This window comes from Micromonospora orduensis, from assembly GCF_006228125.1.
Taxonomy (GTDB): Bacteria; Actinomycetota; Actinomycetes; order Mycobacteriales; family Micromonosporaceae; genus Micromonospora; species Micromonospora orduensis.
Map to the genome: position 1 here is coordinate 1 of NZ_VDFY01000170.1, position 11,792 is coordinate 11,792.

The window sequence follows — 11,792 nt, forward strand, 5'->3', positions numbered from 1 at the left end:
CCTACCACCGCCGTCGACGCCAACGATCCCTGTCCCGGTTGACCCCTATCGAGTACGAGACCATCATGACCCCACCGGCCAGTCAGGCCGCGTGACTGAAACTGTCACCTATCGGTGCAGCAGACCCACCGACTCAAGGGCATGCTGACCGACCGCGACATCGTGGTGAAGGTGCTGGCCGAGGGGCGCGACCCGGCCAACGTGACAGCTGGTGAGCTGGCCCAGGGCGAGGTGGTGACCATCGGCGCGGACGACGACGCGGCCGAGATCCTGCGCACCATGGGCCAGTACAAGGTCCGCCGGCTGCCCGTGATCGACGGCCAGGAGCTGGTGGGCATCGTGGCGGTGGCCGACGTGGCCCGCTCCCTGCCGGAGCGCCCGGTCGGCGACCTCATCGAGGCCATCTCCGAGCGCGGCTGACTGTCGTGCCTGTCCCTGATCGCCGCCGCCGGTCCACCGGTCGGCGGCGATCGCGTTCTCGCGGCACGTTGCCGAGGTCAGACCGGCGGGGTGAGGGGCAGGGTTTCACCGCGAGCAATGGTGCGTACCTGCTTCACCCAGCCGCGCCGGCGGGCCTCCTCGACGAAGTGGGCCAGCGGGGAACGGAACACCCCGTAGTCGTCGTAGTGGATCGGCACGGTCAGCTTCGGTCGAACCAGCTCCACCAGGTCGGCGCCCTGCTGGGCGTCCATGGTGAGCAGGATCCCGGCGACCTTCGTGCCGCCGAGGTGGATCAGCATCGCGTCGATGTCCGGGTACCGCTCGGGGATGGCGGTGAGCAGCGGCCGGTTCAGCGTGTCACCTGTGACGTAGAGCCGGAACTCGCGCTGGCCGGCGCGTTCCACGTCGATCATCGTGCCCATCACGTCGGGCAGCAGCCGGTCCAGGGCGCCGGGGCCGTGTCTGCCCGGCATCGAGGTCAGCCGCACCGTCGTACCGTCGCGGTGCAGCTCTCGCGACGACCAGGTCGGCAGGCCCTCGGCGGCCCGGAAGCCCCAGCGGCGCAGCTTTCGCTCGGCGGCGGGCGTGGTGACGATGGGCAGTTCGCGGTCCAGTTCCCGGCGGGCGACCCGGTCGAAGTGGTCGCCGTGCAGGTGGGAGAGCACCACCGCGTCCAGCTCGGGAAGTTGGGCGACGCGCAGCGCCGGGTCCGTGCGTCGGCGCGACCACAGACCCTTGCCCAGGTACGCCCGCTGGCCCCGGTGCAGGAAGTTCGGGTCGGTCAGCAGGGTGAACCCGCCGAGCCGCAGCACGGTCGTCGCGGTGCCGACGAACGTCACCTGTGGTCGCTCAACCATCGTGGTCACCTCCTCTGGCTGCGGTACCCCGGCTGCCGGCGGCCAAGCGGAGGAGCGGTGGTCAGTTCGCGGAGTGCCCGGCGGCGGGCCGCGCCTGCGGCAGGTGCTCCACCAGCCTGGTGAGCGCGCCGTTGGCGAAGGTGGCACCGAGCGCCGATCCCGCCCCGATGGTCCAGCCGACCGGCCCGAGTGGGGTGCAGCCGAAGAACTGACTGACCCCCGGAGTCTGCACCACGACGACCAGCACGCCGAGTGACGCCGCCGTGGATGCCAGCACAGCCGGGCTGGTGCCGCCGGCCAGGATGGTCTGGCCGAGCTGGGTGCCGACCAGGGAGACCAGCGCGACGGTGCCGGCCCGTCGCCGCCGGCCGGTGTAGCGGGCCAGCGTCCAGCCCGTGGTCGCCCCCAGCGTTGTCGCGGCCGCCCGCAGGCTGATCTCCCGGGTGAGGGTTTCGCCCAGGGACACGTCCGGGCCCTCCAGCAGCAGGCGATCGGTGCGGTCCGACGCCGGTGGCCGGACGGCGATGGCCAGTGCCGGCGCCAGGTCGGTGAGCAGGTTGACCAGCAGGAGTTGCCGTCCGGTGAGCGCGGAACGGCCGGTCGCCGCCGCGCTGAGCACACTGAACGCGATCTCGCCGAGGTTGCCGCCGACCAGGATGCTGAGCGCGTGCCGCACCGACGACCACATCGCCCGGCCCTCGACCAGCGTGGCGATGATGGTCTCCAACCGGTCGTCGGTGACCACCAGGTCGGCGGCGGCGCGCGCCGCCGGGGTGCCCCGTTGACCGAGGGCGATGCCGACATCGGCCAGCCGGATCGCCGGGGCGTCGTTGGCGCCGTCACCGGTCATCGCCACGGTCCGTCCGCACTTCTGCAACGCCTGGATGATCCGTACCTTGTGGGCCGGGGTGCAGCGGGCCACCACGTCGGTGTTCGCCAGCCGCTCGGCGAGCGCCTCGTCGTCCAGTTGGTCCAGTTCGCCGGCGGTCACCACCCGCTGCTCGTCGTGTTCGCTGATGGTGGCCGCGATCGCCTCGGCCGTCGCCGGATGGTCCCCGGTGATCATGATGGTGTGCACGCCGGCCCGCCGGATCCGCCGTACCGCCGGCGCGGCGCTTTCCCGCACCCCGTCCGCGAGGGCCAGGAAACCCACGAAGGTCAGACCCCGCACGTCCCCGTCGGTCACCTTCGGGTCGTCCACCGGGCACTCGGCGACGGCCAGGATCCGGTGCCCCGCCCCGGCCCGGTCGGCGAGTGTCCGTTGCAGGTCCGCGCGGCCCGCGTCGTCCAGCGGCTCCTGGCGGCCGTCGGTGCGCCGGGCCGTGCACCGCGGCAACACCGTCTCCGGGGCACCCTTGACGCTCAACAGCAGGTGACCGTCGGACTCCCCGATGGTCGCGTGGTAGCCACGGGACGGCTCGAACGGCAGCCCTCCGGCGGCCCGCCAACCGGCCGCCCCGGTCTGCTCCACCACCCCGGCGGTGGCCGCGCCCCGGCGAACGGCACGGTCGGTCTGCAACGCCAACTGCTCCGGGTCGGCCGCTGCGGGAGTGGCCCGCAGCGCGGCGGCCAGCGTCAACCGCAGCCGGTCGTCGAGGCGGTCCGTCGGCGCGTACCGGTCGCCGACGCCGTCACCGACCCCGGCGAGCAGCAACGTGCCCTCGGTGAGGGTGCCGGTCTTGTCGAAGCAGAGCACGTCCACCCGGCCCAGCGCCTCGATGGTGCGCGGGTTGCGGACCAACGCGCCGTGCTCGGCGAGCCGCCGGGCCGCCGCCAGTTGCGCCGCGCTCACCAGGAACGGCAGCCCCTCCGGCACCGACGCCACGGCGAGGTTCGCGGCGGTCGCCGCCGTTTCGGCAAGGGGTACGCCCCGAAGCAGGCCCGCGCCGGCCACCGCCACCGCCGAACCGGCCGCCAACGGGATGGCGGCGCTTGTCAACGAGCCGAGCCGGGCCTCCACGCCGCTCGTCGGGGGTGCCTGCCGTACCAGCGCCAGACTGCGCCCAGCCTCGGTGTCCGCGCCGGTCGCCACGACCACGGCACTGCCGTGACCGGCGGCGACGGTGGTGCCCTCGTACAGCATCGAGTGCCGGTCGGCGACGGCGGCCGCGACCACCGGTCGGTCGGTCTTGGCTACCGGCAGCGATTCGCCGGTCAGCGATGACTCGTCCGCCTCCAGCCCCACCGATTCGAGCACCCGACAGTCGGCGGGCACCGAGTCGCCCGGCTCCAGCACGATGACGTCCCCCGCGGCCAGGTCCTCGGCGGCGACCACCCGTTCGGCCCCGTCCCGGCGGACCCGGGCGGTCACCGCCGAACGGGACAGCAGATCCGCCAGGGACCGTTCCGTGTTGCGCTCGTGCACCGCCCCGATCAGAGCGGATCCGCCGACCACACCACCCACCAGCGCGGCGTCGACAAGCGAGCCGAACGAGGCGGAGAGCACCGCCCCGGCGGCCAGCACCGGGGTCAGCGGGTTGGACAGCTCGTCCACGAACGCGCGCAGCAGGCCACCACGTCCGGGCGCGGCATCGCCGTTCCCGCCGGAATCGTGGTGCCGGCGCTGCGCCTCCGCGCTGGACAGACCGTCGCGCGTGGTCCGCAGATGGTCGAGGACGGTGGTGACGGGCATCAGATGCCAGGCGGTCGCCACCGGCGTCGGAGCCTCCGACCGGTCGTGCAGCCGGCGGGCCTGCCAGACCCCGTTCGCGAAGGCCAACCCGGCTGCACCGCTGCTCGCCACGAGCGACCGTTGGGGCAGTCGGGCCGGCGGCGCGGTGAGCGCGCCGAGCGCCCCCAGACCGGCGCCGGCCATGGCCAGCCGGATGTTCTGCTGGGCCGTTCGCCGGGCCACCCCGGTCGCCTCGATCACCAGGGCGACCAGCCGCAGGTCGGCGCCGACCAGCAGGTGCGCACCCCACGGCGGCAGGTCCTCCGGTGGGGCGAACCCGAGACCGCAGTCGGACGCACCGAGCGCCCTGCGATCCCCGGACACCAGCATGACCACCGCGCCGTCGCGCTGCAACGCGCGTACCGACTCGCACAGCCGGTCACCTCCGGGCAGGATCGCGTCGGCCAAGCCGTGCCGCTGCTCGTCGCCCCCGGCCACCACCAGCCGCAGGCCGGCCCGGCGGGCGGCGGTCGGCAGGCCGTCGACGCCCGGGGCGGGTTCCGGCTCGACCCGCAGCAGTGCGGCGAGCCGGCCGTCGTGGGACAGGCCGAGCAGCTGCCCACCGGCGGCGCGGAGCCGTTCCCCGTCGGGGATGTCGCCGGTCGGTGGATGGTCCAGCGGCTCCAGTCGCCAGCCTTCGGCCGACCGGGAGCCGGCCGGATCGTCCGGGTCGAACAGCGCGAACGCCCGCTCCGCCACTTGGTCGACGTCCGCTCCCGTCGCCGGGGCCAGATCGGCCAGTACGCCCCGGTCCGAGCCGAGCACCGCGGCGTCCAGCACGAGGGTGTCGATCCGGTCCAGTTCCCGCAGCACCCCGCGGTCCATCGCGATCACCCCGCGGCGGGCGAGGATCCGGCCGAGCTGCGCTGCGTACCCCTCTCGTCCGCTGCCCGGGGCCTTGGGCAGTGTGGACAGGCCCAGCGCGGCAGCCCGCTTGGGACCGGCGAACGGTATCGCCGCCGCTCCAGCCGCCACGCCCGCGGCGAGCGCCCGGTCGACGTACCGCTCGACCGGTCCCTGCGGCTTCGGCCGGGGACGGTCGGACACCGGCCACCTGGCGACAGCCCGCTCCGGGTCGCCGGTCAACCGTGGCTCGGCCTTCTCCCAGGCGGCAAGTTGGGCCCGGTCCTCGCCCCACTGCACGAGCCGCTGGGCGCTGTCGAGGACGAGGCCGGGCCAGCGGCCGGACAGGCCCTGCACCACCGCCTCGGCCAGAGGGAAGAGGACATCCGCGCGGGGGTCGGAACGCAGCGGTTTGCCGAGCAACGCGTGCAGCTTGGGCTGCAGGTCCACCGCCGCCAGCAGGCCGGCCACCTCACCGGGCAGCGGTGCGAACGGCAGGATCCGGGTGGCCGCCCAGAGGCTCAGGCCCAGCGCGTCCGAGGCGAGCGCGCCGAGGGTGCGGGGAGTGCGCGGCCCCTCCTCCGGCGGGTGCGGCGGCGGGATCTCCGGGTCCGGCTCGTGGTCGCAGGTGCGTTCGACACGGCTGATCGTGGCGATCAGGTCCCGCAGCTTCGGCTGCGGGGACTGCACAGCGACCACCACACGGCCGGACGGGGCGTTCACCCGGGCCCAGGCGACCCCGGGCATCCGCTCCAGCGCGCCCTCCACCTGACGGGCGAGCTGGTCGCCGCCGTCCTGGCAGACACCGTGCACCTCGATGTGGTGGCGACCCGGCCGTGACCAGACCCGGCGCCGGCTCAGCCCGACCTGCCGGGCGACCCGGGTCGCCGCCGCCCCGACGGTCCGGGACGCCTCGCCGACCAGGTGCGGCACACCGAGGGACGGCAGGATGCGTCCCGCTGCGCGACCCGCCGCCGTCATCGAGGCGTACGGCTGGACGGACGCCGGCCCGGCTCCCTGTTGCTGCTGGTGCTGACCTCGGCCATCTCGCCCTCCCACCGCCCTCACGTCCGGCGGCCTGGCTTCCCGACCTACCGTCCGTTATGCCCTTCCAGCAGCGGAAGTTTCCGGCGTCGTCGGCGCATGGACGAGGTGGGCTGTGGAATTCGGTGACTGTCACCGGACATGGGGAGGCCGGAATGAGCGCACTCAGCCGACACCTGAACGGGCCGCGCGAGAACGTCAGGATGTACAGCCGGCGGATGGACCTGCCGATGCTCGGCGAGGTGGCGGTGCCACCGCCGGACCGGATCGCCTACTACGCAGGGATCGGGGTGCTCGTCGCGCTCCAGGTCATCGAGTGGCCGCTCGCCCTGGCGATCACCGCTGGGCATCTCCTCACCGACCAGCACTTCTCCGGCCTCGTCGGCGGCATCGGCGAGGCGCTCGAGGAGGCCTGACGAGAGCTGGGTCACCGCCTGCTTGACCTGAATCCGGGTTGAGGTCGCAGGCTCGGTGCATGCCGAGTCCCGCCACCGTCGTCGCCGTACCGCCGTCCGCGCCCGGTCTGTTCGCACCCCGGCTGCGGGCGATGACCGTGGGCAGCGTCGCGTTGATCTCGCTGCTCGCGTTCGAGGCGTTGGCGGTCGGCACGGCGATGCCGACGGTCGCCCGCAGCCTGGACGGGCTGGCCCTGTACGGGATCGCGTTCGGTGGACCGTTCGCCACGAATGTGCTGGCCATGGTGGTGTCCGGCATCTGGTGCGACGCCCGCGGACCCCGGGGACCGATGTGGCACGGCGTCGCCTGGTTCGTGGTGGGACTCCTGATCGCCGGGACCGCGCCGGTGATGGGCGCGCTGGTCGTCGGCCGGGTGGTGCAGGGCTTCGGCTCCGGGCTCCTCGCGGTGGCGCTCTACGTGATCGTCGGACACGCGTACCCGCAGGACCTGCATCGGCGGATCTTCGCGGCGTTCGCGGCGGCGTGGGTCGTACCGTCGCTGGTCGGGCCGGCGGTGGCCGGCTTGATCGTCGAGCACCTGAGCTGGCGGTGGGTCTTCCTGGCGGTGCCGGCGGTGGCCGTGCCGGCTGTCCTGCTGATCCACCCCGGCCTGCGGTCGCTCGGTCAGTCGGCGCGGACCGGGGTGCCGGCGGGCGCGGCGGCGCGGATCGGTTGGGCGTGCGGGGCGGCGGCTAGCGCCGCACTGCTGCACATCGGGGGACAGCAGCGCGGCGCCACCGCCCTGGCGCTCGTCGCGGGGGCCGTGGCCGGCCTGCTGGTCTGCGCCCCACGTCTGCTGCCGGCCGGCTTCCTCCGGGCGGCCCGCGGCCTGCCCACCGTGATCGGGCTCCGAGGGCTGGCCGCGGCGGCGTTCGTCGGCGCCGAGGTGGTCATCCCGTTGATGCTCTCCCGGGAGCGGGGCCTGTCGCCGACCGGCGCCGGGCTGGTCCTCACGGTCGGCGCGCTTGCCTGGTCGGTGGGTTCGTGGATCCAGGGCAGGATTCCGGTGCCGGCGTCCCGAGCCAGCCTGCCCCGCGCCGGGTTGAGCTGCATCACCGTCGGCATCGTCACGGTGGCGCTGGCCGTACGGCCCGAGCTGCCGGTGGCCGTCGTCGTGCTGGGCTGGGCGGTCGCCGGTCTCGGCATGGGGCTGCTCTACCCGTCGTTGTCGGTGCTCACCCTCGAGTTGTCCGCTCCCGGCGAGCAGGGCCGCAACAGCTCGTCGTTGCAGCTGGGCGACTCGCTCTTCGCGGCGACCGTGCTGGCGCTCACCGGGGCGGTGCTGGCGGCCGGTAGCGCCCCTGGCCCCGCCAGCTACGCGTCGACGTTGGCGGTCGCCGCCGGCCTGGCGCTGCTCGGCGCGCTGCTGGCCGGGCGGGTGGTGGGCGGTAACGCGTCCCCGGCCGGGTGATCCCCCGGGTTCGGTGACGTCCGGGCCGGTCGGGCCGGGACGATGGCGGAGCGATGAACTTCCTGACCGTCCTGCCCCTGGCCGTGGTGATGGTCGCCGGGACCCAACTGGTCGTGGCGGTCTTCCTCGCCTCGTCGGATCGACCACGGGCGGCGTCGGTGGGTTTCCTTGCCGGCGCCGGACTGGTGGTCACCGCCGGGGTGACGGTGACCTGGCTGCTGACCCGTGTGGCGAGTGGCCTGGCCGCCGACGCCAGCAGGATCGCCGGGAAGGTCGATCGCGGTCCCGCCATCGACATCGTGGTGCTCGTCCTGCTGGTCAGCCTGGCGATCATCGTGTGGGTACGGCGGAACCGGTCCGGCCCGCCGAAGTGGCTGGGGAGCCTCGGGCACGCCGATCCACGTTGGGCGCTGCGCACCGGTGCGCTGCTCTTCGTGGTCACGCCCACCGACGACCTGACCATGGCCGCGGTGGGAGCGAGTGTGGCCCGTCACGACCTGCCGTGGTGGCACCTGGTGCCGTTCGTGCTGCTCACCGTGCTCCTGCTCGCCCTGCCCCTGCTGGCGTTGGTGCTGCTCGGAAGCAGGGCGGCGCGGGTACTGGCCCGGATGAGGGAATGGGCCGAGCGGCACGCCTGGATCGTCAACGAACTAATGATCGCGTTCTTCGCGCTGCTGACGGTGCTGGATCTGATCCGATCGGGGTGAGCCGGACGCACGCCCGGTCACAGCGGGCCTGGTCGTTTCGTCAACCACCGTCCGGCAGCGACGCGTCGCGGGTTCGCGACAGAACGGGAGGACGGATGAAGGTTCTGGTCACCGGGGCGGGCGGCCACCTGGGTGGTGCCGTGCTGGCCCGGCTGCGCGACGACGGAGTCGGCGTCCGGGCCGCCAGCAGGCGGCTACGCGACGGGTCGGACGTGGAGTGGGTGGTGACCGACCTGGCCACCGGGGACGGGGTGGTCGAGGCGGTGACCGGAGTGGACGCCGTGCTGCACCTCGCGTCCTCGCCGCGCGGCGGGCACACCCACCAGGTGGACGTGCTGGGCACCCGCCGGCTGGTGGTGGCCGCCGGGGCGGCAGGTGTGGGCCACATCGTCTACATCTCGATCGTCGGAGTGGACCGGGTGCCGATCCCGTACTACCGGCACAAGCTCGCCGCCGAGCAGGTGATCGCCGCGGGCCCGGTGCCGTGGTCGGTGCTGCGGGCCACCCAGTTCCCGCAGTTCCTGGACGACCTGCTGGCCAGCAGCGCGCGGTTGGGGCCGGTGATCGGTGACCGGGCGGTGCTCGCCCAACCGGTCGACCCGGACGAGGTGGCGGCCCGGCTGGCGGCCCGGCTGGTCGCCGGCCCGCTGGGCGGCATCGAGGAGTACGGGGGGCCGCAGGTGCTCCGCTTCGACGAGGCGGCCCGGGCCTGGCTCACGGCCCGGGGCTCGCGCCGGCCGCTGCTGCCGGTGCGGATTCCCGGTCGACTCGGACGGGAGTTGCGCGCCGGTGGGCTGGTCACCGAGGCCCTGCCCCGAGGCGTCCGGACCTGGGCCGACCACCTCGCCGACACGTACGGGGGAACCGGGCGGAGATGAGAGCGTCAACCGTTCACGTTCGTCTTACCGTGGCGGCATGTTCGTTGTCGTCACCACGGTGACCCTCTACGTCTTCGGCTTCGTCTTCCTCTACGGCGTGATCCGGTTGGGTGTCCGGCACGCGCTGGAGGATCTGGAGCTACAGCGGGCCAAGGCCCGGCGCGAAGAGGAACTGGCCGCTGCCCGCGACCGTTCCTTCATGCGCGACAACGCGTTCCTGGCGGGCAGTTGAGTCCCGGTACGGGGGTGACGTCCGAGGGTGGCACGGGAGTCGCCGGGCGGTCCGTCGCGGCGGATGCGAGGATCGCACCCGTGATGGGAACGCTGAAGACCGAACCGGCCCGCGCCCGCCTCGACCTGCTCGCCCCTCCCGTCGCGGAGGCCATCGCGCAGTGGCCCGCCGAGGCGCCGGTGGACGTCGACGACGTGCTGGCCGCGCCGATCGACGCCGAGTTGGCCGACACCGCCGCGTTCTGTGCCGCGTACGAGGTGGGGCTGGACGTGTCGGCCAACTGCGTCGTGGTGGCGGGCAAGCGCGAGGGCGTGGTCCGCTACGCGGCCTGCGTCGTCCTGGCCACCACCCGGGCCGACGTGAACGGGGTGGCCCGCCGCGCGCTGGACGTACGCAAGGCCAGCTTCGCCCCGATGGACGACGCGGTCGAGCTGACCGGCATGGAGTACGGAGGCATCACCCCGATCGGGCTGCCGGCGCAGTGGCCGATCCTCGTGGACTCGCGGGTGATCGCCACACCGCACGTGATCATCGGATCCGGCGTACGCCACAGCAAGATCGCCCTGCCGGGGCCGGCGCTTGGCGCGCTGCCCGGTGCGCAGGTGGTGGAAGGGCTGGCCCGACCGGCCTGACCAGGCATAGGCATCGATGCCGTTGCACGTGAAACATCGCGGCGGTCGATGTGATCAGTCGGTGGCGGCCTCACGCTGCTCGACCTCGGCGAGTGCGGCGAGCAGCGTCTGCGCCTCCTGCGCGCCGGACACCGCGTACTTCCCGGCCAGCACGAACGTCGGGACGCCGGTGATGCCCAGGTCCCGGGCGGTGGCCAGGTCTGCGGTGACGTCGGCGGTCCGCTCGTCCGAGTCGAGGAACCGGCGTGCGTCGGCGGCGTCCAGGCCGATCCCGCCGGCGACGGCGGCCAGCGCCTCCCGCGAGCCGAGGTCGACGCCCTGGGTGAAGTGCGCCTGGTAGAGCGCCTCCACCATCTCGCCAGCCCGACCGTGATCGGTGGCGTACGCGACCAGTCGGTGCGCGTCGAAGGTGTTGGCGATCACCGCCCGATCGAAGTCCAGCCGCAGCCCGTCACCCGCCGCGACCGCGGTTACGTGGTCGAACATCTGCCGGGCGCGCTCCGGCCCGCCGAACTTGGCGGACATCGCCGGCACCAGCGGAAGGGGCTCCGCCACCGGCGACGGGTCGAGCTGGAACGGCCGGTAGCGGACCGTCACCTCGCCGTCGTAGCTGGCGAGGGCCTGCTCCAGCCGGTGCTTGCCGATGTAGCACCAGGGGCAGACGAGGTCCGCGTAGATCTCGATCTCCATGACCGGTGGCAACTGCCAGGTCAGCCCAGTTGTTCCCGGACCTGCCGCTTGAGTCGGCCCAGGATCGCGGTGCCGCCGCGTACCCGCAGCGGACTGATCGCCTGCGCCAGGCCCATCCGCTGGTAGAGGTCGTCCGGCACGGCCAGCACCTCCTCGGCGCTCGCCCCGGCCAGCCCTTCGGCGAGGATGCCGGCGAACGCCCGGGTGGTGGGCGCCTCGGGTGGGCAGTCGAAGAGAGTCTCCACGGTGCCCTCCGGCGTCACCCGGGCGCGCAGGAAGAACGCCGTCTGGCACTCCGGCACCTGCTCCATGCCCTCGCGGTCGGCGGCGCCGTCGGGTAGCGGCGGAATGGCGTCGGAGTATTCCAGGAGCATCTCCAGCACCAGGTCGCGCGGCGCGGCGGCGAACTCGTCGACGATCTCGGCCAGTCGGGCCGGCATGTCAGCCATGCGTCGAGGCTACCGCCGGCCGTTCCTAGACCGTCGGGGACTGCTCGCTGATCTCGCTGAGGGCGCTTGTCGGGTCGAGCTGCATGGCCAGGTCGCCGAGCGAGACGATCCCGACGAGCTTGCGGTCGCTGTCACAGACCAGCACCCGCCGGATCCCCCGGTCGCGCATCAGCGCCGCCGCCTCGCCCGCCGTGCAGTGCTGCTCGATCATGACGACCTCGCGGGTGATGATCGAGCCGATCGTGGTGGCCGCCGGGGAGCTGTTCTCCGCCACGGCCCGCACGACGATGTCCCGGTCGGTGAGCATGCCGGCGAGACTGGCGCCGTCGGTGACCACCACGTCGCCGATGTCCGCCTCCTTCATCACCCTGGCCGCCTCGTCCAGAGTCGTCTCCGCCGGCAGGTACACCACCTGCTTGGTCATCACGTCGCTGACCCGGTAACCGGTCATGAGAGCCTCCGAAGCATTTGCACCCGATCG

Annotated in this window: 12 protein-coding genes; 7 read left to right on the top strand and 5 right to left on the bottom strand. The window is 73.4% G+C overall.

The features are described from left to right. The first annotated feature begins 114 nt into the window (after positions 1–114). The gene (locus FHG89_RS17840; protein ID WP_244295582.1) at positions 115–420 is read left to right on the top strand and encodes a CBS domain-containing protein; all 306 of its coding nucleotides are present in this window, start codon (positions 115–117) and stop codon (positions 418–420) included. A gap of 77 nt (positions 421–497) precedes the next feature. Here the strand turns inward: FHG89_RS17840 and FHG89_RS17845 are convergent, their stop codons facing one another. Both FHG89_RS17845 and FHG89_RS17850 read right to left on the bottom strand, forming a co-directional pair. Further along, a complete protein-coding gene (locus tag FHG89_RS17845) occupies positions 498–1,298 on the bottom strand; it encodes an MBL fold metallo-hydrolase (RefSeq protein WP_139585521.1) in 801 nt (266 codons plus the stop codon). A gap of 61 nt (positions 1,299–1,359) precedes the next feature. Then, the gene (locus FHG89_RS17850) at positions 1,360–5,793 is read right to left on the bottom strand and encodes a cation-translocating P-type ATPase (RefSeq protein ID WP_139585522.1); all 4,434 of its coding nucleotides are present in this window, start codon (positions 5,791–5,793) and stop codon (positions 1,360–1,362) included. A gap of 218 nt (positions 5,794–6,011) precedes the next feature. Here FHG89_RS17850 and FHG89_RS17855 point away from each other — a divergent pair, with 218 nt between their 5' ends. The 6 genes from FHG89_RS17855 to FHG89_RS17880 all read left to right on the top strand — a co-directional run bounded on the left by FHG89_RS17855 (position 6,012) and on the right by FHG89_RS17880 (position 10,172). Continuing rightward, entirely contained in the window at positions 6,012–6,272 is a 261-nt protein-coding gene (locus FHG89_RS17855; protein ID WP_139585523.1) for a hypothetical protein, read from the top strand. Positions 6,273–6,331: 59 nt separating this feature from the next. Further along, the gene (locus FHG89_RS17860; protein ID WP_139585524.1) at positions 6,332–7,723 is read left to right on the top strand and encodes an MFS transporter; all 1,392 of its coding nucleotides are present in this window, start codon (positions 6,332–6,334) and stop codon (positions 7,721–7,723) included. Positions 7,724–7,776: 53 nt separating this feature from the next. Further along, positions 7,777–8,430, top strand: a complete 654-nt coding sequence (locus tag FHG89_RS17865; protein WP_139585525.1) for a GAP family protein — start codon at positions 7,777–7,779, stop codon at positions 8,428–8,430. Between the two features lie 95 nt (positions 8,431–8,525). Then, the gene (locus FHG89_RS17870; RefSeq protein WP_139585526.1) at positions 8,526–9,308 is read left to right on the top strand and encodes an SDR family oxidoreductase; all 783 of its coding nucleotides are present in this window, start codon (positions 8,526–8,528) and stop codon (positions 9,306–9,308) included. A gap of 37 nt (positions 9,309–9,345) precedes the next feature. After that, a complete protein-coding gene (locus tag FHG89_RS17875; protein ID WP_139585527.1) occupies positions 9,346–9,540 on the top strand; it encodes a hypothetical protein in 195 nt (64 codons plus the stop codon). An 83-nt stretch (positions 9,541–9,623) separates the two neighbouring features. Beyond that, complete coding sequence (locus FHG89_RS17880; protein WP_139585528.1) at positions 9,624–10,172, top strand: YbaK/EbsC family protein; 549 nt, start codon at positions 9,624–9,626, stop codon at positions 10,170–10,172. A gap of 54 nt (positions 10,173–10,226) precedes the next feature. On the opposite strand, the gene FHG89_RS17885 is transcribed toward FHG89_RS17880, so the two are convergent. From FHG89_RS17885 to FHG89_RS17895, 3 genes are read right to left on the bottom strand one after another with little or no spacing between them, the layout of a single operon-like run. After that, on the bottom strand, positions 10,227–10,862 hold the full coding sequence (locus FHG89_RS17885; RefSeq protein ID WP_139585529.1) for a DsbA family oxidoreductase: 636 nt from the start codon (positions 10,860–10,862) through the stop codon (positions 10,227–10,229). A gap of 20 nt (positions 10,863–10,882) precedes the next feature. Then, positions 10,883–11,311: a SufE family protein gene (locus FHG89_RS17890; RefSeq protein WP_139585530.1), complete on the bottom strand. Its 429-nt coding sequence runs from the start codon at positions 11,309–11,311 to the stop codon at positions 10,883–10,885. A 25-nt stretch (positions 11,312–11,336) separates the two neighbouring features. Beyond that, entirely contained in the window at positions 11,337–11,762 is a 426-nt protein-coding gene (locus FHG89_RS17895; RefSeq protein ID WP_139585531.1) for a CBS domain-containing protein, read from the bottom strand. Positions 11,763–11,792 lie beyond the last annotated feature (30 nt).